Annotated in this window: 23 protein-coding genes and 1 riboswitch; of the genes, 18 read left to right on the forward strand and 5 right to left on the reverse strand. The window is 46.6% G+C overall.

The annotated features are described in order from the left end of the window. Nucleotides 1-12: 12 nt before the first annotated feature. The 8 genes from FXO21_RS21180 (at nt 13) to FXO21_RS21215 (ending at nt 10,276) form a co-directional block, all read left to right on the forward strand. Nucleotides 13-711 (forward strand): DUF4097 family beta strand repeat-containing protein, encoded by a 699-nt coding sequence (locus FXO21_RS21180; RefSeq protein ID WP_149641947.1) that lies wholly within the window; start codon nt 13-15, stop codon nt 709-711. A 515-nt stretch (nt 712-1,226) separates the two neighbouring features. Next, entirely contained in the window at nt 1,227-1,439 is a 213-nt protein-coding gene (locus FXO21_RS21185; protein ID WP_149641948.1) for a hypothetical protein, read from the forward strand. A gap of 401 nt (nt 1,440-1,840) precedes the next feature. Beyond that, on the forward strand, nt 1,841-3,163 hold the full coding sequence (locus tag FXO21_RS21190) for a sensor histidine kinase (RefSeq protein ID WP_149641949.1): 1,323 nt from the start codon (nt 1,841-1,843) through the stop codon (nt 3,161-3,163). 69 nt (nt 3,164-3,232) lie between these two features. After that, the gene (locus tag FXO21_RS21195; protein ID WP_149641950.1) at nt 3,233-3,880 is read left to right on the forward strand and encodes a response regulator; all 648 of its coding nucleotides are present in this window, start codon (nt 3,233-3,235) and stop codon (nt 3,878-3,880) included. A 300-nt stretch (nt 3,881-4,180) separates the two neighbouring features. Then, nucleotides 4,181-7,153, forward strand: a complete 2,973-nt coding sequence (locus FXO21_RS21200; protein ID WP_149641951.1) for a glycosyltransferase family 117 protein — start codon at nt 4,181-4,183, stop codon at nt 7,151-7,153. Nucleotides 7,154-7,219: 66 nt separating this feature from the next. Continuing rightward, nucleotides 7,220-7,402 carry a hypothetical protein gene (locus FXO21_RS21205; protein ID WP_149641952.1) on the forward strand — a complete coding sequence of 61 codons (183 nt, stop codon included), beginning with the start codon at nt 7,220-7,222 and terminating at the stop codon, nt 7,400-7,402. A gap of 72 nt (nt 7,403-7,474) precedes the next feature. Further along, entirely contained in the window at nt 7,475-9,103 is a 1,629-nt protein-coding gene (locus FXO21_RS21210; RefSeq protein WP_149641953.1) for an alpha-amylase family protein, read from the forward strand. A 243-nt stretch (nt 9,104-9,346) separates the two neighbouring features. Beyond that, a complete protein-coding gene (locus tag FXO21_RS21215) occupies nt 9,347-10,276 on the forward strand; it encodes a hypothetical protein (protein ID WP_225865785.1) in 930 nt (309 codons plus the stop codon). On the opposite strand, the gene FXO21_RS21220 is transcribed toward FXO21_RS21215, so the two are convergent. Both FXO21_RS21220 and FXO21_RS21225 read right to left on the reverse strand, forming a co-directional pair. Further along, complete coding sequence (locus tag FXO21_RS21220) at nt 10,251-10,637, reverse strand: winged helix-turn-helix transcriptional regulator (protein ID WP_149641954.1); 387 nt, start codon at nt 10,635-10,637, stop codon at nt 10,251-10,253. The genes FXO21_RS21215 and FXO21_RS21220 overlap by 26 nt on opposite strands. 153 nt (nt 10,638-10,790) lie before the next feature. Continuing rightward, complete coding sequence (locus FXO21_RS21225; RefSeq protein WP_225865786.1) at nt 10,791-11,564, reverse strand: DUF899 domain-containing protein; 774 nt, start codon at nt 11,562-11,564, stop codon at nt 10,791-10,793. Between the two features lie 231 nt (nt 11,565-11,795). On the opposite strand from FXO21_RS21225, the gene FXO21_RS28840 reads away from it, so the two are divergent. Beyond that, on the forward strand, nt 11,796-12,380 hold the full coding sequence (locus tag FXO21_RS28840; protein WP_192579289.1) for a hypothetical protein: 585 nt from the start codon (nt 11,796-11,798) through the stop codon (nt 12,378-12,380). A gap of 123 nt (nt 12,381-12,503) precedes the next feature. Then, nucleotides 12,504-12,698, forward strand: a complete 195-nt coding sequence (locus FXO21_RS21235; RefSeq protein ID WP_149641955.1) for a hypothetical protein — start codon at nt 12,504-12,506, stop codon at nt 12,696-12,698. Between the two features lie 9 nt (nt 12,699-12,707). On the opposite strand, the gene FXO21_RS21240 is transcribed toward FXO21_RS21235, so the two are convergent. After that, nucleotides 12,708-13,064, reverse strand: coding sequence for a hypothetical protein (locus FXO21_RS21240; protein WP_149641956.1), 357 nt, complete (start codon nt 13,062-13,064; stop codon nt 12,708-12,710). A gap of 333 nt (nt 13,065-13,397) precedes the next feature. Here FXO21_RS21240 and FXO21_RS21245 point away from each other — a divergent pair, with 333 nt between their 5' ends. The 8 genes from FXO21_RS21245 (at nt 13,398) to FXO21_RS21280 (ending at nt 21,256) form a co-directional block, all read left to right on the forward strand. Then, nucleotides 13,398-14,300 (forward strand): ThuA domain-containing protein, encoded by a 903-nt coding sequence (locus tag FXO21_RS21245; protein ID WP_149641957.1) that lies wholly within the window; start codon nt 13,398-13,400, stop codon nt 14,298-14,300. 64 nt (nt 14,301-14,364) lie between these two features. Further along, nucleotides 14,365-14,598: a type II toxin-antitoxin system Phd/YefM family antitoxin gene (locus FXO21_RS21250; RefSeq protein WP_149641958.1), complete on the forward strand. Its 234-nt coding sequence runs from the start codon at nt 14,365-14,367 to the stop codon at nt 14,596-14,598. Next, complete coding sequence (locus FXO21_RS21255) at nt 14,595-14,993, forward strand: type II toxin-antitoxin system VapC family toxin (RefSeq protein WP_149641959.1); 399 nt, start codon at nt 14,595-14,597, stop codon at nt 14,991-14,993. Before FXO21_RS21250 ends, FXO21_RS21255 begins: the two co-directional genes overlap by 4 nt. A gap of 322 nt (nt 14,994-15,315) precedes the next feature. Next, nucleotides 15,316-16,236 (forward strand): hypothetical protein, encoded by a 921-nt coding sequence (locus FXO21_RS21260; RefSeq protein WP_149641960.1) that lies wholly within the window; start codon nt 15,316-15,318, stop codon nt 16,234-16,236. Nucleotides 16,237-16,325: 89 nt separating this feature from the next. Next, nucleotides 16,326-17,930: an arylsulfatase gene (locus FXO21_RS21265; protein WP_149641961.1), complete on the forward strand. Its 1,605-nt coding sequence runs from the start codon at nt 16,326-16,328 to the stop codon at nt 17,928-17,930. Between the two features lie 32 nt (nt 17,931-17,962). Next, nucleotides 17,963-19,384 carry a sulfatase gene (locus tag FXO21_RS21270; RefSeq protein WP_149641962.1) on the forward strand — a complete coding sequence of 474 codons (1,422 nt, stop codon included), beginning with the start codon at nt 17,963-17,965 and terminating at the stop codon, nt 19,382-19,384. A 185-nt stretch (nt 19,385-19,569) separates the two neighbouring features. After that, nucleotides 19,570-19,663: riboswitch (SAM riboswitch) on the forward strand. Between the two features lie 158 nt (nt 19,664-19,821). Further along, nucleotides 19,822-20,991: a cysteine desulfurase family protein gene (locus FXO21_RS21275; RefSeq protein WP_149641963.1), complete on the forward strand. Its 1,170-nt coding sequence runs from the start codon at nt 19,822-19,824 to the stop codon at nt 20,989-20,991. A 10-nt stretch (nt 20,992-21,001) separates the two neighbouring features. Beyond that, the gene (locus FXO21_RS21280) at nt 21,002-21,256 is read left to right on the forward strand and encodes a hypothetical protein (protein WP_149641964.1); all 255 of its coding nucleotides are present in this window, start codon (nt 21,002-21,004) and stop codon (nt 21,254-21,256) included. 24 nt (nt 21,257-21,280) lie between these two features. Here FXO21_RS21280 and FXO21_RS21285 read toward each other — a convergent pair whose 3' ends face one another. Continuing rightward, nucleotides 21,281-22,231 (reverse strand): EamA family transporter, encoded by a 951-nt coding sequence (locus FXO21_RS21285; RefSeq protein ID WP_149641965.1) that lies wholly within the window; start codon nt 22,229-22,231, stop codon nt 21,281-21,283. Between the two features lie 6 nt (nt 22,232-22,237). Further along, a complete protein-coding gene (locus tag FXO21_RS21290) occupies nt 22,238-22,714 on the reverse strand; it encodes an Lrp/AsnC family transcriptional regulator (RefSeq protein ID WP_149641966.1) in 477 nt (158 codons plus the stop codon). Nucleotides 22,715-22,716 lie beyond the last annotated feature (2 nt).

Here is a 22,716-nt window from a genome sequence, read left to right on the forward strand (position 1 = left end):
ACAGCCATGAACATGAAAGATTATTTCAAAATCCTATGCATTTGCCTGCTCGCAACATCTGCTTTTGCGCAAAAAAAGGTTGACAAAACGTTGCCCTACAAAAGCGGCCAGACCGTGAACCTTGGGCTGAAATTTGCCGATAGCATCACCGTGCGTTACTGGGACAAACCGGATGCGCTTGTAAAAATGGATATTACCATCAACGGTGGCCGGCTGAACGATGCGCTGACCATCGAAACCAGCCAAACTTCTGAGGAAGTGAAGCTCAGCACCGACTTTGATCAGGAAATCTTAAAACAGAGTTTAAAGTCGGATTGCCCTGAGTCGAAAAGTGGCAACTGGACAGACAAGGATGGGGTAACACGCTATCTGTGCAAAACAATTAACTACCAGGTCTTTTTGCCAAAGAACGCGAGGCTCAAACTGGAAACGATCGACGGTAATATTGACATCGAAGGAGCGAATTCAGCGGTTTCAGCAAAAACGATCAGCGGTTACGTTGATATGAACTGGTCGGGAACAAATGGGGCAAATGTGGCGATGAAGACCATTACCGGCGAGGTGTATTCTGATCTGAACATTGACTTCAAAAACAAGCATGAAAAAAGCCCCATTGTCGGATACCTTCTTGAAGGTACAATCCGAGGCGGCGGCCCGGATGTAAGACTAGAATCGATCAGCAATAATGTGTATTTGAGGCAAAAAAAGTAAGCTGTTATTGGCCATGAAAAAAGCGGTGCCGCACGGATGATGTTCCGGGCGGCACCGCTTTTTCTTGTTGTTACCCCGAAAACAATCTTTAAATTGTCCATTTCATAAATATTAATAAAATCACCCGATTAGATTATTACTCTTATTTTTGCTTCCGACTACTTCAATTTCAAACTGAACCTTTTCCTGTGCGGGAGTGAAATGTTTTAAATTGGCGAGTAGAAATAATCCTATAAATATCTTCCTATATGTTAGGGCCGCAGCAGCCCGTTAATCGGTAGTTGGTGACAGACAGCGACTTGTAGTAGAAGTTGAGGGCGCCGTAAAAGGATTTGACGATTAGAGATTTCTGCCCCATGAACAGCCTGCTTAACCCTTGAATTTGCCATTGTTACCACAAAAAGCAGAACTGAATAAAATGAATAAATTATACTTGCAACCAGTTGGATAGTCAGAATGCCAGCTTTCGTATTGGAAAAATTCTTTTTGTCAGTTAACCCCAATAACAGATCAGCATGAAAACACAAAGTAAGTACTTGGACGAGATTAACAGGCTCCTTGCGGATTATCTTTTAGAAATTGAAAAGTCCGACCTTAAACCCTTGTCTGCACAGGTGTACCAGGTACAATCCAAAAATTTTGTAAGATGGATAAATGGGGAGTTCACACCAGGAGAGGTGAAAAAGTCTAAAAGACTACTGAAAGAAAATCCCGGCGCAAACAGCTAGGGTTCGCCTGCCGCTTCCTGGCTTCTTTCAAAAGTTCAATACCGGCGCTTACGATTTTTGCGCAACAATGCTGCTCTCGTTCCTCTTTCTTCTTCTGTACCGCGCAGTTATTACAACAAAACACCTTCACAGCATGTACCGGAAGGTGTAAGATATACTCAACGTTTATAACATATTTCGATACGGCCCCGGATCGGACGAACATCGTTTGAAGGACTTCCGATTCTGAACCTGAAACATGTTACAATTATACAACGGCAAACACACATTCAATGTAGATAGCTGTTTTTTCAGTTGTAGCAATTTCGCTACGTTTCATATTGCTTTTTTGGGTAGATTTGGAAGGGCACTTGTCGTATATACATGACGGTAATGAGGCCTGATTACCTAATTTGCCGCACATGAATTTAGCATTTCTGGAATGGCCTGTCCGCAAGCAGCTCGCAATTGAAACAAATACACTTCATCGGCTGCGAATTAAAGTGTTGGCTTATGTGCTCCACCTCAGGATCGTTTCCACGGGAATGTTGCTTGCCTTCTACCTGTCCCGTGACTACACACCGCAGACATTCAGAGTAGGTGCGCTCCTGATCATCTCTATACTTTTTTACATCGCGCTTTCGGTGGGTTTGCAGTGGCGTAAGGCGATACACACTGCGGTTTTGATATTTATGGGGATCGTGTGGACAAATCTGTTCATACTCGACAAATCCATTGACGTGGTTACCCTTCAATATGCCGCCATACTGGTGCTGTGTGCCTTTTATGGATTGGGAAATCGCTGGGGTATTGCATATTCTCTGGTCGTTCTGACTGCATTCATCGTATTTATGCTGACCGGTCACCAGGTCGGCTCTCAGATACGGCTCGGCCCGGCTGGCTCGGATAATATCGCGGTTGGACTGCTCCTGGTTAATGATCTGATATTTTTCATCCTCATACACTATTGTTTTTTCAGTGCTTTCAATGAAACGATCAGGACTTTGGATGCGCGTACGATGGAATTGACGGAGAACCTGAATTTGCAAGAGAAACTGCAGCAAAAGCAGCATGAGGAACTTGTTCATCAAAAGCATTTGCTGGCCAGTATTTCTCATGACATTAAAAGTCCTCTGCGATTTTTAATGATTACGACCGGCCGGCTCGCCACGAGCCATCCCGATTTGCCAACTGTGCGGGCGATCAGCCAATCGAGTTACAGGCTGTATAATTTTATGAAGAACCTGCTTGAATACACCGAATTCAGATATAAGAATACCGGTATTACCTTTACCTATCTGGATGTCAGTGAGTTGGTTGCTCAGACGTTTGAGATTTTTTCCGCACAGGCCGTCGCAAACTCTAATACCCTGGTCAACGAAGTTGCACCGGGCGTTATCGTGAAGAGTAATGTGCAGCTGGTAGGAATCGTGTTGCATAACCTGATCGATAACGCCAACAAGGTAACTTCCGGAGGCAATATCATCGTGAAGTTCGAAGACTACCGCAATGAATTGCATATCTTAGTTTGCGATGACGGCCAGGGAATGAGCCCGGAAATCATGAACTGGATCAATAGCCCGGCCAAAGTCCCGGGGCCGGACGACAACCCGCAGAGCTTCGGAATGGGCTTGCTGATTGTAAAGGAAATCAGTGAACTACTAAGGGCTAAACTACATGCAGTTCCTTTCGAACCCAGAGGAACGGCGATTCATATTATTTTTTCGAAAAATAATCCATTGTAGTTAATTCTCTACATCTATAATTCGGGGCAATCCATTAACTTTAAGACTGGTAACATTTAATCAAGTTTGATGAAAACAGTTTTACTAGTTGAGGATCATTCAATTGTCAGAATGGGCGTGCGGATGCTGATTGAAGATTTTGTTCCGACTGTGACTATTGTGGAGGCAGGTACCTTTAATGAAACACTGAAACATTTGCAGACCAGATTTTTCGATCTCGTTATTTTAGATATTAAAATTCCGGGAGGCGAGGGGTTGAATATGATCGGTAAGATCAAGGCTGTTCAACCAAAGGTAAAAATATTGGTATATTCTTCGCAGGATGAGGAATTGTATGCATTGCATTACTTCAAGGCAGGCGCAAGCGGCTATTTGCCAAAGGATTCTTCCAATGACGAACTTGAAAAGGCCATAACGTCCGTACTAAATGGAGGGACGTATATCAGCAATGTAATTCAACACCAGCTGGTTAGTAACAGCTTACTGGAAAAGGACCGCAAGCAAAGCCCGATCGAAACATTGTCCAACAGGGAACTTGAAATAATGGATATGCTCCTGATCGGTAAATGGACAAAAGACATTGCAATTGATCTGAATATCAAAGAGAGTACGGTAAGTACTTATAAAGCAAGGATTTTTGATAAACTGGAAGTAACCAATATTCTCGAATTATTTAAAAAAGTAGAAATCTATAAAAAGCAACTAATGCCTCGATGAGAACCGCAGTAACCCAAGCAAGCGCAAAGGACGTTTCCTTTATTGGTGCAGTCATTTTCACTGTCATCGCCGGATCGATCCTTTGGACCTCTATCATTTACAGTATCCATTACATTGTCAGCAGGTAAATAGAGTTGGCAAAACCCGCGGCCGTCCCTCACGGCCGCGGCAGTGTTAAAGAAAGTTAAAGCGTATATGATTGCCAGGCCGGTTAACTTTTTTTAAGAATCCGGCCGACAGCTTCCCCGAAGGCTTTGAATAGTTTTGAATCGTCTGATTTCGATCCAAAACCTTTTCATTATGACTTCTTTCCGAAAGCTCAACATTTTTACCAGCTGGGGCGTCTTCGCACTCGCGCTGGGCACCTACTTATTGACCATGGAGCGCACAGCCAGTTTCTGGGATTGTGGCGAATTCATAGCCTGTGCTTTCAAACTGCAGGTCCCGCACCCCCCTGGCGCCCCTTTTTTTCTGCTCGTTGGGCGGCTTTTCTCCCTGTTAGCATTGGGTGACCTGACCAGGGTGGCATACTGGGTTAATATGGTCGCTGTGCTGAGCAGTGCATTTACCATCTTTTTTCTCTTCAAAACCATTGTTCTGCTGGCCGTAAAACTGGTCGGAAAGAAGGAAAATGAGCTGGGTACTTTTGAAACGATACTAGTCCTCGGTTCAGGCGTTACCGGCGCCCTTGCATACGCCTGGTCCGACTCTTTCTGGTTTTCGGCGGTGGAGGCGGAGGTTTACGGATTATCCTCTTTTTTTACTGCCATCGTAATCTGGTCGGTATTTAAATGGGAAAGGACGGAAGACCCGGCTGCTGAGAACCGCTGGATGATTCTCACCGCTTACCTGATCGGATTGTCGATTGGCGTCCATTTACTCAACCTGGTCGCAATCCCTGCGCTGGCGCTGATTTACTACTTCAAAAAATATCCTAAACCCGGCCTGCTCGGCGGGACAATTGCTTTTTTAACAGGACTGGTTATTCTTGGAGTTATCAATGCGGGCATTATCCCAGGTCTGCCGGAGCTGGCCGGGAAATTCGAGATTTTCTTTGTCAATACACTGGGTACGCCATACAATACCGGCATTGTGTTTTTTGTGTTGCTATTTATCGGAACACTTGCCTGTGGTATCCGTTACTCGCAGAAAGCCGAAAAGGTGCTGCTCAATACTGCGCTGCTTTCTCTGGCATTCGTGCTGGTCGGCTATTCATCCTATATACTGGTACTGGTACGTTCGGGATACAATCCGCCTATTAATGAAAATGATCCGAGCAATGTATTGCGGTTTGTATCTTATTTAAAGCGGGAGCAATATGAAAGCAGGCCGTTGCTGTATGGGCCTTCGTTCGTATCCAATCCCGTCAGTCAGAAAAGGGGCGAGCCGGTTTATACCAAAAAAGACGGCAAATATGTGGTTACCGACTATCGGCCGGTTTATGAATATGAGCCTGGAAGTAAAATGCTGCTGCCCAGGATGTATAGTTCTCTGCCGGGGCACCCTGCTCTTTATCAGCAAATGACCGGACTTGCGGAAGGGCAGAAGCCGACTTTGAGGCACAATCTTTCCTACCTGTTTTCGCATCAGCTCGGGCATATGTACTGGCGGTATTTTCTGTGGAATTTCGTTGGCCGGGAAAGCGACCGGGAAGGTGCAGGGACATTACTTCCCTGGAAAGCATCTTCTTATCCGAAATCCATCCTATCAAACCGGGCGCACAACAACTTCCTGATGCTTCCTTTTTTGCTGGGAATTGCCGGGCTTGTTTATATGTACTATCGCGGTCGCAGGGATTTGCTCGTACTTGGTTTTTTGTTTGCATTAACCGGTGTCGCGCTGGTTGTTTACCTTAATTCACCACCGTCCGAACCCAGGGAAAGAGATTATATATATGTAGGCTCATTCTATATTTTTTGTATGTGGATCGGTGTCGGGGTGCTGGCTGTTGCGGGGATGCTTGCGCAAATGATTAAAAATAGTGTAACAAGGGCCGGACTCGCCGTAGCTGCAAGTTTATCGGTGCCGGTGATTCTCGTCAGTGAAGGCTGGGATAATCATGACCGGAGCAACCGTTACCATTCTGTCGATTTTGCCCGAAACCTCCTTAACTCATGCGCGCCGAATGCCATTCTTTTCACAGGTGGGGATAATGATACTTTTCCGCTTTGGTATGTTCAGGAAGTGGAGGGTTTCAGAACGGATGTCAGGGTTTGTGTTCAGACTTTCCTTGGCAGTGACTGGTACATCAATCAGCTCAAACGAAAAATGAACAAATCGGACGCTCTGCCGCTTTCACTCGATACCAACGCGTACGCCAAAGGAAAGAACGAGTACATCCCATTCTATGAAATACCCGCCGTGAAAAACGGTATCAATCTAAAAGAGTACCTTGAATTGATCCAGCAGGAAAATAAGGCAATCCAGGTTCCGCTCACCAGCGGCGATATGGCTTCTATTCTCCCTTCTTCCAATCTCTTTCTACCTGTCGACGCCGCGCAGGTCCGGGCAATGAACATCGTCAAAAAGGAGCTGGTACCATTGTTAAGCGACTTGATGAGCTGGAAAATTGGTAATAAGGATCTGCTTAAAGGTGACTTGGTCATGCTCGATATTATTGCCAGCAACAATTGGAAGAGACCCGTTTACTTCTCTTCTACAATGGGCTCTTCCCACAATTTGGGATTACAGGAGTATCTGCAGCTGGAAGGTTACGCCTACCGCCTGCTGCCCGTGCGAGTTCCGGGCGCGGAGGACGGTTACGTAAACTCGGATATGATGTATGACAATCTAATGCATAAAACTTTCTGGCGGGAGATGGATAACCCGAAAGTGTATTACGACGATACCTATCGCGGCTCACCGGTGATTACCGCACGACTTTCTTTTCTGAGACTTGCCCAGCAGCTCATTGCAGAAAAACGTGTGGACAAAGCGCGACAGGTGATCGACAAAGGCATGTCGGTAATGCCGGATGATACCATCCCGTTCGACCAGGTTTCTGTTGGCTTTGTCGGGGCTTTGTTCGATGTAGGGGAGAATAAGAAAGCATTGGATTCCGCGCGGATAATGGCCAGGCGGTCGGATGACAATCTTACCTGGCTGAGGGAAAACAGTGATCAGCGCAGCCGGGATGTGAATGTTGATCTTTTTATCCTGCAAACGATCGTCCGGGAATGCAGGCGTGCTCGCCAGGAACCGGAGGCGACCAAGTACGAAGAAATGTTTAAAAAGCACCTGATAGCATTTAATATGTATAGTCAGGAGGATTGATCGGGCAAGGTTTTATTCATAGCTGGCATAGCAGGACGGTTGTCCTGTCTTTGCCAGCTATTTTTTATGGAAGAGAAAAAACTGCCGGAAGACGGCGCGCAGATCAGGTTCAGACGGGTGGATGAAGAAGAATGGCGTGAAGGAGAGTTCGACCAGCAAAACCGGCTTTTTATCGAAATTTACAGCCCGGAGCTTGTTACTCACAATAGCTCGGATATCGAAGAATGGATACATCGGGATATTGGATAATCAGTATATTCATGTGTGAAAAGTGGCTGCATGGCACTGCTTTTTTATGCTCTGGGGAAAACGATAAAAATAATGATCGAAGACCTTTGGTACAAAAATGCAGTAATATATAGTCTGGACCTGGAAACTTTCATGGACGGGAACAACGACGGCACGGGGGATTTCGAAGGGCTATGCAATAAACTGGATTATTTACATGCACTGGGGCTGGACACGATTTGGCTGGCGCCTTTTCAGCCAACTCCCAATCGGGATAATGGCTACGATATCAGCGACTTTTATGGAGTGGACCCGCGTCACGGATCGAGTGGCGACTTTGTCGATTTTATTCATAAGGCCCGGAAACTTGGTATTAAGGTAATCATCGACCTGGTTGTTAATCATACCTCGGATCAGCACCGCTGGTTTCAGGAAGCCCGTTCCTCCAAAGACAATCCCAAACGTGACTGGTATGTCTGGTCAGAAAAAAAGCCGAAGGATTGGAACAAGGGTATGGTTTTTCCAGGGGTGCAGAAGGCGACCTGGACACTGGACAAGAAAGCCAAAGCTTACTATTTTCATCGGTTCTACGAATTTCAACCTGACTTAAATACTGACAACCCGCGCGTGAGGGCCGAGATTGCCAGAATCATGGGATATTGGCTTGAACTGGGAATTGCAGGTTTTCGGGTGGACGCGGTCCCCTTTATTCTGGAATCGCCTGGCCCGGGCGTGACAAAGCCACCTATGCATTTCGAATATCTGAAAGATATGCGCAAGTTTTTACAATGGCGACGGGGCGATGCGGTGCTGCTGGGCGAAGCGAATGTAGTGCCGGAAGAAAGTAAGCAATATTTCGGGGAAGCAGGCGACGGTATTCACCTGATGTTCAACTTTTTTGTTAACCAATATACATTTTACGCACTTGCAACCGGCGACACGAGGCCGTTAATCAAAGCGCTGGAAGCGACCCGGGGTATTCCGAAAACGAGTCAGTGGGCGCATTTTCTGCGAAATCACGATGAGTTGGACCTGGGCCGGCTTTCGGAAGAAGAAAGGAAAACAGTCTTTGAAAGGTTCGGGCCTGAGAAAGATATGCAATTATATCACCGGGGGATCCGAAGAAGGTTATCCCCCATGCTGGGCAACCGGCAACAGACGGAGCTGGCATATAGCCTGATGTTTTCCTTACCAGGAACACCTGTAATCCGTTACGGCGATGAGATAGGAATGGGAGAAGACCTGTCACTTAAGGAACGCGAGGCTGTACGTACCCCGATGCAATGGTCCGGTGAGAAGAACGGAGGTTTTTCCAGTGCCGAACAACTCGTTAATCCGGTGGTTTCGGACGGATACTATGCTTACGAGCACACCAATGTGGAAAATCAACGCCGCGATCCCAATTCGCTTCTTAACTGGATGACCACCCTGATCAGGCTGCGTAAAGAATGCCCGGAAATCGGTTATGGCGATTGGGAGATAATGGACACAGGATATACTGAAATTCTGGGGATGAAATATATGTGGCGCAATAAGATCCTGCTGCTTTGGCATAATTTCAAAGAAACATCCCTTGAACTGGTAGTGCCCGAGAAGCAGGCGGGGGCGGGGAGACTTATTGACCTTTGCAATAACATTGAAAGCCAGCTGGATGATCGCGGCAGGCATACTATCACGCTGGAAGCATATGGTTACCGGTGGTTTAGGGCATATACGGAATAAACACGCAGCCAAGAAAGGGATGGATTAATGATTTTTTTGATTGTTTATTATCAGGATATATTTGTCTGACTTTTATAATCATTTCATAATCAGGTTGTAATTCGCGTCTGGCACTCATTCTTGAATATTTTGGATTTTATCGTAAAATTTAAAAATGCCTGATGGGAGGGTTGGTAACCTATTGTCAGAACTCCTATATTGCCAATGCAAGGAGTTATTCTCAACAATATTGTTCAATTACACATGCTTTCTTTATTAAACCTTTCAATGCTTTATGCATTGCTTCCGGCATTGTTGCTAGGCAACCTCAACCCGGTTTTTAGCCAGAATACGATCGAGTTTGTGCAGGATGGCACTCATAACAGTTACTCGCCGCCCGTCCTCAAAGGCCCGACTTCCATTCCGCAAACATTGAGGTTTTTCATTAACCAAGATGGTAATTCAGACAGAGGGATCTATTTTCAGAAGCTTGAAAAAGACCTTCAACTGACGTTCAGCTTCGACGATCAGCCTTATATCAATGTTCCCCAACATGTAACCGGCATGACTTTCGGGGCAGCTTCCGGCGCGAGCAGTACGAATATGAAATCAGTTCCGGTGCTGAATAGTAACTACTATTACACGGATACAACACGAACAGTTTTTACGGCACATCCCAACGGCCCGGTCGGTCAGGGGGTGAATTTGTATACGAATCCCGGTGTGCAGATCTTCTTATCTGCCAAGCCGCTGTTAGCGGCGAACTCGCCCAGGACAGATACGAGCAGATATTATTACGGGAAGTTGCGGCTCAAGTTCAGCAGGCCGGTCAGTAACCCGGTTTTATCTATTTTAGGGTTGGGTGCCACGACTAATTTTGGCAACAAGCGGCTTGGCTTTGCTACCGAGCTGGAATTGGAAACGCCTACATTTACATTAACAAAGCTTTCGGGTAACAAGGAGCTTTTTATAGATGATACCCAAACGAAGATCCTTCACGACAAAAGTGCTATTACCGGCGACTGTGACAACGGAGCAGCTTGCGGGAGCATATTGGTTAAAGGATCGGAAATAACTACACTTGTTTTCAAAGTTTACCTGCGCGCCGACGGCGGCCCCGGTGTTTGGGGGACAGAAAAAGTGACTAATTCAGGCGATATGTGGCATATTACTGTTTCTCTGCCAGAGCAGTAGACCATTCCTGGCGAATCTTAGCCTTGTGTGTCTCTCCCCAGCTGATCAGTGAATCAAGAACTGGGTTTAGTGTATCGCTGTATGCAGTCAGTTCGTACTCGATGACAACCACAGGATCCGTCTGGACTTTTCTCTTTACAAATCCATTGACTTCCAGCTCTTTCAGCTCATTTGAAAGTACTCTTGCGGATATCCCGGAGATCGTACGCTGCAACTCGTTGAAACGTTTGTTGCCTTCTCTCAACGCAATGATCACCCTTAATTTCCATTTGCCGCCAATCACATACAAGGCGTCGCCCAATGCATTTAGTTTTCCTGTACAGGCTTCCGAAGAAAATGTCGTTTGCGAATCTTGCTGCATCTCGTTATCTGAAAAATACTAACCTTTTGTATACTACTAATATTTGGTTAGTAAAGCTAATCACTTTTATCAGAAAAACAGATAATAGACCTGGCTGCTATACCTCAGCAGCGAAATGGAAACCGAATCTTCTCGCAAAACAGGGGATTGCGTTTAGTGACAGCAGGAGTCACCACCGGATTTCACGCCGTCATATTTATCGTGGTGGCGCATCCAGTCCATCGTACTATCCTCATTTCGCCCTTTGGGTGTCATATCAAGCAGATGATGAGCGCCTAGTACGATATCGAGTCCGCGGGAGTAGGTAGAATAGGTATGATAGATCTGGCCGCCGGCATCTTTATAAAACACACTGGCACCAGGCGATTCTGTATCGCTGTCGTGCGGCAGGGTCTCGTAATTATAGTAAATCTCACCTGACTTTACCTGCTCTTCGGAAAACGAGACGTGATAATCGTAATTGAAATCGCTTTCAAACGAAGATACCCACGGGAACTGCCACCCCATTCGTTTTTTGAAGGGGAGTATCTTTGATAACGGAGCGCGGGCGACAACGGCAATCGATACATCGTGATGCGGAATGTGCAGGTTGGGGCCGTCGAGATGATCAGCCATGAACGAGCAGCCAGGACAACCTTCTTCCCATTCCGGTGCGAACATGAAATGGTATATAAAGAGTTGGCTGTTTCCTTTGAATAGATCAGAAAGGCTAACTTTTCCGTCCTCACTTTCGAATACATAATCTTTGTCGACTTTCACCCAAGGCAGGCTGCGCCGCTTTTCGGCTAGTCTCTCCGAGAGTTTGCTGAGTTCTTTTTCTTCCTTTAAAAGCGCAATACGGGCCTTTGTCCACTCTTCCCTGTCAACAACGGGGTGTCCATCGTTGCCCGCCATTACATTTCCATTCAGTGTTCCCAGTTTTTCCATGATTTCTGATTTTTCTTCAAATGTCTGTTAATTCTCAAATAGATAGGGTGTGTAAACTGGTATAATAAGAGGGGTATATAAGACATAATTTGGGAAAAAATGGGGTGGCCCCAATTCATGTATGCATGCATAATAAGTCTGGTGGCTGTGTTAACCGCTCCTGGTACGATCTTTTATACTTTCACGGCAATACTTAGTATTAAAAAGAATAATCAACAAACATAGAAAATTATGAAACCGTTAAAATTGAACCTGTTAGGCTTGGCGTTGTTAGGATCGACTATCGCTTTTGCCCAAACAACTACACCATCAAGCACATCGCCATCTTCAACTCCTTCCAGCACCACGCCAGGCTCTGCTACGCAGCCGAAAACGGTGCCGGGAAGTACAGTTCAGCCATCGACTTTGCCCGGGGCGACACAACCTGGCAGCACTACGCAGCAACCTTCGTCATCGACAGTTCCGAGTTCAACGACTCAACCATCCGTGCCGCCGGGAACTGTTCCTGACAGAACAAATATGCCTGCTACCAGCACTACGCCTGGTACCACCACGCAGCCTTCCAGTACTGTACCGCGTACATCTACCCAGCCTTCATCGTTGCCTGGCTCTACGACGCAGCCTAGCACAGTGCCGGGAAGTACTACAACACCGGGGACAAATGTTCCAAGAACCAACATCCCAAATAACACAACGGAGCCTTCAAGTGTGCCTAACAGTACGACACAGCCGTCTTCAACCGTTCCAGGCAGCACTACTACTCCGTCAACCGTTCCTGGTGGAACCGGTACCGGTGGTACTATACCGAAAAAATAAGTTTGCTGGATGCAGCAAACCGAAAAGGCCAGTCCAGCAATGGATTGGTCTTTTTATATCGATGAACATGGAAGGTAATGCCGGCACAGTTTTATCGTACCCCAGAAATTAAATTCAAAAGAAATGGCGAAAATTGAAAATAAAAACCCGTCTGGCAAAATCGAAAAAGGGGCCACGCTTTATGTTTCAGGAGCCTCATCGGAGAACGAGGCGATTCTTGCAGTTGAAAACTATTTGCGCGAAAACCGTTCCGAAGAACTGGCCATTACCATAGCGGAAAACGGCACGGGCGATGGTTACGAAATCCGGTTGGATTAGGAAGCAGGTTTAGCTTATTTCACTTTCTCTTGCTGCGCTTAGACTTTCGAATTCGCTGGACGGATTAAACCACTTGTCCCCGGAAGCATTCGCTATTGCAACTGCTTTTCCATGTGACACTTCGACCATAACTTTCTGGCTTTTCAGCAGGTCCCAGCTATCAACCGCGCAGATTTGCATGCATCGGAATAAAAACCGGCCTAATACCGGTGCGTCGCATGATTCACCTCCATTTTTACCAGACACAAAAACACTCTCGCCGCCGAACGAATAATTACTCCCTTTGACATTCAACTCCAGTTCGGCGGTCACATATAGCTTGTTATGCATATAAATATGGACAGCTTTGATTGTTCCTATTTCCATAATGCTAAAAATTGCTGAGAACGTATAGTGTAATAAAATTATGCCTTCAACTACCTGGCCCGACTGGATAGAGCGCAGCTGCTATACGCCCTAAATATATATACGTTTTAGAGAATCGTAGTATAAGTTTGACGTTTAATTTCGACACAAAGAATTTTGAAGTGACCATAGTGTGGAATGATTCATCAAAAGACAATTGACGTTATAAATTGTTCTTTCCCGGAATAGTACAGTTAACATGCTTTTAATGAGAGCTGTCGGCCTGCCTTGGCCTGATTTTTGACTGTGATGTTACTTCTAAGAATCACCAAGCTGTTGCTAACTGACAAGCATATGAGAATGATATTGAAAATAGGACTGATCCTGGCTGTCACCACGGTTCATCTATTTGCACAGCCACATGCCGGGACACAGGTTGAAAAGAAAAAAATTGTATTTATTTCAGGGCCCGATAGTCATGGAAAAGGCGAACATGAGCATAATGGCGGGTGTACGTTGCTGGCCAAAGCGATCAACGACAGCGTGCCTGGCGTCAATGCAGTCATTGTGCGGAATGGCTGGCCGGAAGATCCCGGGATCCTGGAAGACGCTGATGCAATTGTAATTTATTCGGATGGCGGAGGCGATAACCATATGGCCTTTTTGCATGCGGAGCAGGTCAACAGGCTTACAAGCAAAGGTGTAGGGCTGGTGTTCCTTCACTTTTCGCTGGAAGTTCCGAAAGGAAATGCAGGGGATCAGTTCTTAAAATGGATAGGCGGGTATTTTGAAACAAATTGGTCTGTGAATCCGGTATGGGAAGCCAGGTTCGCAAGTTTCCCCGACCACCCTGTTTCCAGCGGGGTTAAACCTTTTTCAATCGTGGATGAGTGGTATTATCACATGCGTTTCGCTGATGGAATGAAAAATATCACACCGGTTTTACAGGCATTACCGCCGGAGGAAACATTGGAACTACCCGACGGTACGCATTCGAACAACAAATATGTACGCGAGTCAGTACTCGAAAGAAAGGAATTACAGACACTTGCCTGGGCATTAGACAGGCCTGATGGCGGCCGGGGTTTTGGATTTACGGGCGGACATATGCATAAGAATTGGAAGGATGATAATTTTAGGAAACTGGTGTTGAACGCAATTGTCTGGTCAGCGAAAATTGAAGTGCCCGAAAACGGCATACCTTCCGCAACACCCACTGATACTGAATTGAATGCATTGACAAAACGCGTAGAATAGCGTATCGTGCCAGTCAACTTGACAAGTTGACAAGATTGATTTATCTTTATCAAAAAACGATTCAATGAAAACCATGTCTGTGGGCGAGTTCAAAGCCCAATTTTCGAAAGTATTGAAGGAAGTAGAGCAGGGCGAAAAAATCGGCATTACTTTCGGGAAGAAAAAAGAGGTCAAGGCGATGCTGGTGCCTAAGGATAAACCTGCCCAGCCAAGAAAACTTGGTATCTTAAAAGAACAGGTAAAGGTTGAATTTAAAGGAGATTTTAAAATGACAGAGGAGGAATTTTTGGGATTATGACCTACCTGCTGGATACACACACGATAATCTGGGCATTGACAGCGCAGGAAAATTTGTCAAAGGCAGCAAGCCGGGTTTTGTCCGACGCTAAGAACACTATTTTCGTCAGCACAATCAGTTTCTGGGAAATTTCTTTGAAGTATTCGCTTGGCAAGTTGTCAATCTCTAACTATCGTCCTGATCTTTTTCCACAAGCTTGCCTTGCAACTGGATTTCAAATCCTTCAGCTGGATTCCTATGTAGCCAGTACCTATCACAACCTGCCCCCAGGGATTCACAAAGACCCGTTTGACAGGATACTCATCTGGCAGGCGATTTCAAGCCAGTATACTTTGATTACAGCCGACAAAACCATTCACTCTTACGCGAGCGAAGGTCTTGGAGTACTCTGGTAACACCCGCAGCTTCCTGATTTTTCTGGAAAAAAAATACAACTCCTTGTTATTTCATTTTCTTTAAATTTACTTTGTCTATCAAATAAGTAGATTATCCTCGTTAACCACCAGCCGGGATAAGCGTTTATCATTTATTATTAACTTATGATATCGATGAATCCAATTTCTTCGGTCCGCATTTCCGCGGCAATGGTGGTCTTCTCAAATCGGCTTTCTGTATTGCGCGTCTGTTGTTGCCAGTAAACACAGATGTATCTATTAGGTTAAACATTCAATCGGTTTTCCGGCGGGAAACTGCTTTCACTCACATTTTTAAGATCTCATGAAAATTGCAAAATCAGTACTTGCAGCACTAGGGCTGCTTGCCTTAAATGGCCCGGTCTTTGGCCAATCGTCCAATGAAGTCGTGATTACAGGCGTTCGTTTCGCTTATCCGATTGTCGAGAAATGGATCAGCGATTACAAGGCGATCAACCCGCAGGCCAATATCAGGATAGAAACCAGGACAATTACCGATCCCCAGAAATACGATTTGCTGATCGAAGCCTACGAGCTGAATAAGGAGCCAAAAGAGAAACGGGAATATGTGTCGCTGGGGCGTTATGCCTTGTTACCTGTCGCGAATGCGAAATCGGTATTTGCAAAAGAATACAGTGAAAAAGGACTCACCGAAAAGACTTATAAACAGCTGTTTTTCCATGATATTTACGCCGAAAAAGACAAGGCGCTTCCGGAGAATTATACGATCTACACCCGATTGCAAAAAGCCGGTGCGCCCGTCACTTTTGCTAAATACTTTGGTTATGAGCAACAGCAAATCAAAGGAAAAAGCATTGCCGGTGCCGATGAACACCTGATCAAGGCGTTGTTAAAAGATGAGACAGGCGTGACATATACCACAATCGGGCTGGCCTACAACAACGAAACAGGGCAGGTAGTGGAAGGTCTGACTGTGATCCCTGTTGACCTGGACGGTAATGGAAAAGTGTCCAGGGACGAGAAAGCACTTGGCAACCGCGAAGCATGGATTACAGCTCTGGAAAGTCAGAAGGTGAAGAATGTGCCGGTCGAATACATCCATTTTTCAATTGACAGACAAAACACGAATCCTGAGGCAAAGAAATTCCTGCTTTGGGTAGCCGACAATGCGGAAAAGGATCTTCACAATTTCGGATACCTGAAAGGGGAAAGCGGTCGCCTGAACGGGGACAAAGAAAAACTGGAAAGTTTGTTAAGAAAATGATTCTGCCAAAGCCTGGGTAGCTAATGCGTATAATGTAAATCGTTCAGAATGGCGCATTCCTCCTGATCATAATTATTTGAATTTGACACATGAAATCGACCAGCAAATACATTCTTTTACTATCAGCTCTTATTCATATAAGCGCATTTGCACAGAAAAAACCTAATATCATCGTCATACTGGCTGATGATCTGGGATATTCGGATCTTGGGTGCTACGGAAGTGAGATCCCTACGCCTAATCTGGATAAGCTCGCGCAAAACGGAATCAGGTTGACCAGCTTCTACAATACCGCCCGTTGCTGTCCCACAAGAGCTGCTTTGCTGACCGGTGTTTACAGTCATCAGGCTGGCATTGGTCATATGATGGAAGATAAGGGCGCGGAACATCCGGCCTATCGCGGCCAGCTGAACGATAAAAGCGTGACGATTGCGGAAGTGCTGAAAAGCGCCGGTTATTTTACAGCAATGACAGGAAAATGGCACGTCGGCCAGCCGCACGGAACAGTTCCCTGGAAGCGCGGTTTTGACCGGTCGCTGAATGCACCGGCCGGCGGATTTTATTATGGCGACGGAAAGAATGCCAAGATATTTCTGAACGGTGAGGGGCTTGCGAATGATTCGGAAAAGCTGCCGCAAAACTGGTATTCCACCGATTTATGGACTGATTTCGGCTTGCGTTTTATCGATGAGGCGGTCCAGGAGAAGAAACCGTTTATGTTGTATCTCGCGCACAATGCACCCCATTTTCCATTGCAGGCACCGGAAGAAGATATAGCAAGATTTCGGGGAAAGTACCTCAAAGGCTGGGAGAATCTCAGGCAGGAACGATACCAAAAACAGATCAAGCTGGGATTGATCGACGCTTCCTGGAAATTGCCGCCCTCCAATCCGAATATTCCAAAATGGGAAAGTCTGAGCGCTGAGGACAAAAAGCGGTACGACGATATTATGGCGATCTATGCGGCAGTGATTTACAGGCTTGACAAAAGCATTGGCGACCTGGTTGAAGGCCTGAAAAAACGCGGGGTCTTCGATGATACTGTGATCCTTTTCGTGTCGGATAATGGTGGAAATGCAGAGCCTGGCAGTGAAGGAAGGTATGAAGGTGCCCGGCCGGGCGACTCCCAATCGACGGTATTCCTTGGTCAGGGCTGGGCAGAGGCAGCCTGCACACCTTTTTGGGCATATAAACACCATACACACGAAGGCGGGATTTCGTCGCCGGGTATCATTTCCTGGCCCGCGGGCATTCCGGCTGCACGAAATGGTCAATTTGAAAAACAGCCGGCTCATATTATCGACATCATGGCCACGCTGGTTGACCTGGGCGGGGCGAAGTATCCGACCGAGTTTGCCGGCAAGCCGGTACTGCCACTCGAAGGTACCAGCCTGCGGCCTGCATTTACCGGAAAAAACCTTGCACGGAAGAACCCGATTTTCTGGGAGCACGAAGGTAATCGTGCAATCCGCGACGGAAAGTGGAAACTGGTAGCGGAAAAAACAGAGAAATGGCAGCTTTACAATATGGAAACCGATCGGTCGGAGTTGTACGATCAGTTTGCCAAACAACCCGAAATCGCTGATAAGCTGGCCGCTAAATACGAATCCTGGTACAAACGCGTCGGGGCGGAGGAGTATGACAAGACTTTCAAATGGTTTTACGATTACGATAAGGCGAAGGCGGGGAAGTGAGAGAATGAATGAATGTTGTTATTTTATCCTTTATGAGAAAGAGTCGATTCATTTCTTTTTTGGCGGTTTTTGTGATCGCCGTTTCGTCTGGCTACGCACAGGCTACTTCGGGGGCCGGTTCGAAGTACAATGTACTTTTCATTGCTGTTGATGATCTGAATAATGATCTGGGTTGCTATGGTAATGCCTATGTAAAATCCCCGAATATTGACCGTCTTGCAAAAAGAGGAGTGAAGTTCGAAAGGGCTTATACGCAGTTTCCATTATGCAGCCCGAGCAGGTCCTCGCTGCTGACCGGCCAGCGACCCGACGTGACCAAGATTTACGAACTGCAAACGCATTTCCGGCAAAATTTGCCCGACATTGTTACGCTGCCGCAACTCTTCAAAAACAATCAGTATTACAGTGCGCGCGTAGGGAAAATTTACCATTACGGCGTTCCAGGGCAAATCGGGACCGATGGGCTGGATGATCCTATCTCCTGGAACCATAAGGTAAACCCGAAAGGCAGGGATAAAACGGAGGAATCGCTTGTTAAAAACCTGACACCCGATCGCGGCCTGGGCAGCGCGCTCGCCTGGCGTGCGACGGAAGGTAAGGACGATGAGCAGACAGACGGAATGGTGGCGAGCGAGGCGATCAAATTGCTGGAAGAACATAAGGACGAACCGTTTTTTCTGGCGGTAGGATTTTATCGTCCGCATTCTCCTTATGTGGCACCGCAAAAGTATTTTGATCAGTATCCGCTCGCAAGCGTGCCGCTACCCAAAGAAATCCCGGGCGACCTGGATGATATCCCGGAAGCTGCGTTATTTACAAAACCTGCTCACTGGGGACTGGACGAGGGCCAGCGCAGGGAAGCTTTGCGCGCCTACTATGCCACAATTTCGTTTATGGATGCGCAGGTGGGACGGGTATTGGATGCATTGGACAAATTGAAACTGACCGATAAAACCATTATTGTACTATGGAGCGATCACGGGTACAACGTAGGTCAGCACGGGCAATGGATGAAACAAAGCCTTTTCGAAAATTCGGCAAGGGTACCTCTTATTATCTCGGCTCCCGGAAAGTCAAAAGGTAAATCTTCGGGACGGACCGTCGAGTTGCTCGATATTTATCCCACGCTGGCAGAGCTGTGCGGACTCGGTCCCGGACAAAAATTGCAGGGGCAGAGTTTAGCCCCTTTACTGAAAAATCCTGCCGCAGTTTGGAATAAGCCCGCCTATACGCAGGTACGAAGAGGCCAGATATTCGGTCGCAGCGTGCGTACTGAGCGTTTCCGATATACTGAGTGGGATGGCGGGAATGCGGGTATTGAACTATACGACCACGAAAAAGATCCGAACGAATTTGTTAATCTGGCAAAGAATAGTCAATTCACCAGTACTGCTGAGAAGCTTTCCGCGCTGCTGAAACAAGGTTATCCTGCGACGGCAGCGGCAAGTAATTAGGCGATTTGCCCCATTAGACCAAAACGGTCGTTTACCCCAGGCGATTTTTTACTGAAACCGTAATTGTCCAAAGGCATCAGCACCAAGCCGCCTTTGGGCAATGCCATAAAAATATTTTTGCGAATTTTTCATCACCTGTTTGGACATTCGGATTCTTTATGTAATCTTTGTCTATCGAATTACTAGATTTATAAAGAAGGAAGGGAGAGGTTAGGCTCTATGATCTTCTGGCAACCTATGACTTTTTAAGGTGCCCCAACCTAATTCTATTGATAAATCTGAAATCCAACCACCGGATTACAAGGAAATTGAAAGTGATTGATAGCTGCGCAGCCGTGCGGAATGCTTGCTGTTTTTGCTAAAAGTTTAATGCGCGATTGTCGCGTTATCGGTCGCCGGATGAAAAACTATGTTTTACCGAAAAGACAAATGTGCGTATGAAAATCTATTGTGACAATGCTGCAACTACGGCGCTGGACCCGGAAGTGATCGATGCGATCATCCCGTATTTTTCAGAAAATTTTGGTAACCCATCTTCGTCGCACTGGGCAGGTCGCCAGGCCAGGGAAGATGTCGAAAATGCGCGGAGAGCGGTTGCCGGCTTGCTTGGTGCCACCCCCGGTGAGATCTACTTCACTTCCGGTGCTACGGAAGCGAACAATCTTGCGTTGACAGGCGCGATAAAAGCCTACGGGATCAGCCACGTCATCACAAGCCGGATCGAACATAAAGCAGTATTGCAAACTTTGCTCGCGCATGAAAAGGAGGGGGATATCGAGGTTAGCTACGTCCGGCTTGATGAGCGGGGAAATGTGGATACCTACCATCTCGAAAACCTGCTGCGGGCCAATCCGCGGAGTTTAATTAGCTTAATGCATGCCAATAATGAGATCGGTAATCTGACCGACATTCGCGCGATCAGTAAACTGGCAGAACGTTATGACGCAATTTTTCACTCTGACACGACGCAGACGATAGGAAAGATCGCTTTCGATTTGAGCGGATTGGAAATCCATTTTATCGTAGGGTCTGCTCATAAATTCCACGGCCCGAAAGGCGTAGGGTTTCTGTATATTGATAAGAAACACAGGATTGCACCGCAAATACATGGTGGCGGGCAGGAGCGCGGCCAGCGCGGCGGCACCGAAAATGTGATCGGTATAGTCGGACTGGCGAAAGCACTGGAAGTTGCCTGCCGGAACCTTGAAGAAAACCAGTTGAAGATTTGGAAACTGAAGGAGTACCTGGTCTCGAAGCTGGCGATCAGCCGGATAGGGGATATCTGTTACAATGGCGATAGCAAATCGGAAGAGAATAGTATTCCGAATGTGGTAAATGTTTCGTTTCCTTGCCTTCCTGCCGGCAATATTGTAGCATTACTGGATCAGGCTGGTATTGCGGTTTCCGGCGGCAGTGCATGTTCCGGCCTCGGTACATCTCATGTGATCGCGGCATTACCCTGTCAGCGGGAAAAGGAAAACGTGCGTTTCTCATTCAGTAAGTTCAACACTTTTGAGGAGGTTGATCAGGTCGTCGCAACGATTACCGAAATCTATAAGTCAGTGCGAGCGCCCCGCGGGAGGGAGCTGGAATTAGCCATTATTTAACAAAATCCAAATGAACGATATTTTCCTGTTGCGGATTATTTACCGCGACGCAGTCAATCTCCATAAAATTACCTCCACGGTCGAATCGGTGAACGGTGCCAGGATCAAGCGCCTGGATTTCAGAAGTAAGGGAAAGAAATTCGTCGGCATTATCGCATTCGAAGTGTCGCGGCTAATTGATTTTGAGCATATTATGCTTTTAATCCGCCGAAACAGTAATATTTACAAAGTAGAAAGGGTAGCAGATATGACGATCTGTTGTTAATGCGTTTACAACAGATCGTCCGTTTTAAGCGGCGTTGGCGGCCATAGCTTTTGGCTTACGGTATTTGTGCAGATTAATAAGCAGTACGCTCCCCAGGATCACGACCAATCCCAGGATCTGCAACGGACTGATGCTTTCTTTGGCAAAAAATATCCCCAATAACACCGCGACTACCGGATTGACATATGCATAGGTGCTGACTTTTGTGGCAGGCTGAACTTTCAGAAGCCACACGTAGGCACTGAAACCGATAATCGACCCGAAAATAATCAGATATACTGCCGCACCCCATGCACCCGCTGGAACAGCGGCGGGATCAAAGTTTTCCAGCTCTCCCGAAAATATAACGCCGGGAATGAATGCTACGCCGGCAGCAAACATTTGCCAGGTAGAATTGACCGTAGCAGAATCGGAGCCGGACTGATATTTAGAATATAAAGAACCGCCTGCCCAGGCCATTGATCCCAATACCACCAAAAACATCGCGAAGAGATCCCGGGAGCTATTGAGCGATGACATGGAGGCCATTATTTTTTCGCTGAACAATAAAATTACGCCCGCAAAACCGATCAGCAGGCCCAGGATGGTCGACCTGTTGGTTAAATTCTCTGACCATTTCGGCTTGTCGAGCAGTACAAACCAGAGCGGCGACGACGATACCATGATCGCTACCATGGCGCTGGGCAGAAACTGCTCCACCCAGATCACCACCCCGTTTCCCACAAAAAGCAGCAGCAAGCCGGTTATGATAGCAGGCTTGATCGCTTTTAGCGAGAAAACTTTTTCACCTCTGGACAAGCTCCATGCCAGCATAATCAGTCCGGCAATGATGAACCGAAATGCGCCGAGGAAAAACGGAGGCAAGCCAGCCAATGCTTTCTGGATAAAGAAGTAAGTAGAGCCCCAGACGATATAAACCGTGGCGAAAGCCAGCACAACCAGGGTTGCGGAAGGAGTTTTGTTTTCCGTTTGCATGACCATTTATTTTTCAGGTATTACTAATAGTTGTTCTTCTTTGACTGTTTCGAGAACGATGGTGGTGCGTGTGGACAAAATTTTCGGAATTTTACTAAACGAGTTGCGCATCAGTTCCATCAGGGAAGCCGAGTCGGTGGTGCGCACTTTCACGAGGTAGCAATCGTCACCTGCGATGTGATGTACCTCCTGTACTTCGGGGATTTTCGCCAGTTCTTTTGCAGTCTCATTACTCCCCATTCCCTCTGCCGATTTGATGGAAATAAACGCGAGCATGGTCTGGTGCAGTGCAGCGGGGTTTATCCGCGTAGTATATTGTTTAATTACATTTTTCTGTTCCAGTTTTTTGACGCGTTCCAATACTGCGGACGGCGCCATTTCCAGTTCCCGGGCCAGGTCGGCATTTGTAATGCGGGCATTTTCCTGCATGAGCCGGAGAATACTGAGGTCGGTTTTGTCAAGTGTGAATTCTGAGGGGGTCATAT

This window comes from Dyadobacter sp. UC 10 (assembly GCF_008369915.1).
Classification (GTDB): domain Bacteria; phylum Bacteroidota; class Bacteroidia; order Cytophagales; family Spirosomataceae; genus Dyadobacter.

Bases quoted from the DNA above. Each gene is read 5' to 3' on its own strand.
- FXO21_RS21180 (WP_149641947.1), top strand. From the start codon at position 13: ATGAAAGATTATTTCAAAATCCTATGCATTTGCCTGCTCGCAACATCT.
- FXO21_RS21185 (WP_149641948.1), top strand. From the start codon at position 1,227: ATGAAAACACAAAGTAAGTACTTGGACGAGATTAACAGGCTCCTTGCG.
- FXO21_RS21190 (WP_149641949.1), top strand. From the start codon at position 1,841: ATGAATTTAGCATTTCTGGAATGGCCTGTCCGCAAGCAGCTCGCAATT.
- FXO21_RS21195 (WP_149641950.1), top strand. From the start codon at position 3,233: ATGAAAACAGTTTTACTAGTTGAGGATCATTCAATTGTCAGAATGGGC.
- FXO21_RS21200 (WP_149641951.1), top strand. From the start codon at position 4,181: ATGACTTCTTTCCGAAAGCTCAACATTTTTACCAGCTGGGGCGTCTTC.
- FXO21_RS21205 (WP_149641952.1), top strand. From the start codon at position 7,220: ATGGAAGAGAAAAAACTGCCGGAAGACGGCGCGCAGATCAGGTTCAGA.
- FXO21_RS21210 (WP_149641953.1), top strand. From the start codon at position 7,475: ATGATCGAAGACCTTTGGTACAAAAATGCAGTAATATATAGTCTGGAC.
- FXO21_RS21215 (WP_225865785.1), top strand. From the start codon at position 9,347: ATGCTTTCTTTATTAAACCTTTCAATGCTTTATGCATTGCTTCCGGCA.
- FXO21_RS21220 (WP_149641954.1), bottom strand. From the start codon at position 10,637: ATGCAGCAAGATTCGCAAACGACATTTTCTTCGGAAGCCTGTACAGGA.
- FXO21_RS21225 (WP_225865786.1), bottom strand. From the start codon at position 11,564: ATGGAAAAACTGGGAACACTGAATGGAAATGTAATGGCGGGCAACGAT.
- FXO21_RS28840 (WP_192579289.1), top strand. From the start codon at position 11,796: ATGAAACCGTTAAAATTGAACCTGTTAGGCTTGGCGTTGTTAGGATCG.
- FXO21_RS21235 (WP_149641955.1), top strand. From the start codon at position 12,504: ATGGCGAAAATTGAAAATAAAAACCCGTCTGGCAAAATCGAAAAAGGG.
- FXO21_RS21240 (WP_149641956.1), bottom strand. From the start codon at position 13,064: ATGGAAATAGGAACAATCAAAGCTGTCCATATTTATATGCATAACAAG.
- FXO21_RS21245 (WP_149641957.1), top strand. From the start codon at position 13,398: ATGAGAATGATATTGAAAATAGGACTGATCCTGGCTGTCACCACGGTT.
- FXO21_RS21250 (WP_149641958.1), top strand. From the start codon at position 14,365: ATGAAAACCATGTCTGTGGGCGAGTTCAAAGCCCAATTTTCGAAAGTA.
- FXO21_RS21255 (WP_149641959.1), top strand. From the start codon at position 14,595: ATGACCTACCTGCTGGATACACACACGATAATCTGGGCATTGACAGCG.
- FXO21_RS21260 (WP_149641960.1), top strand. From the start codon at position 15,316: ATGAAAATTGCAAAATCAGTACTTGCAGCACTAGGGCTGCTTGCCTTA.
- FXO21_RS21265 (WP_149641961.1), top strand. From the start codon at position 16,326: ATGAAATCGACCAGCAAATACATTCTTTTACTATCAGCTCTTATTCAT.
- FXO21_RS21270 (WP_149641962.1), top strand. From the start codon at position 17,963: ATGAGAAAGAGTCGATTCATTTCTTTTTTGGCGGTTTTTGTGATCGCC.
- FXO21_RS21275 (WP_149641963.1), top strand. From the start codon at position 19,822: ATGAAAATCTATTGTGACAATGCTGCAACTACGGCGCTGGACCCGGAA.
- FXO21_RS21280 (WP_149641964.1), top strand. From the start codon at position 21,002: ATGAACGATATTTTCCTGTTGCGGATTATTTACCGCGACGCAGTCAAT.
- FXO21_RS21285 (WP_149641965.1), bottom strand. From the start codon at position 22,231: ATGCAAACGGAAAACAAAACTCCTTCCGCAACCCTGGTTGTGCTGGCT.
- FXO21_RS21290 (WP_149641966.1), bottom strand. From the start codon at position 22,714: ATGACCCCCTCAGAATTCACACTTGACAAAACCGACCTCAGTATTCTC.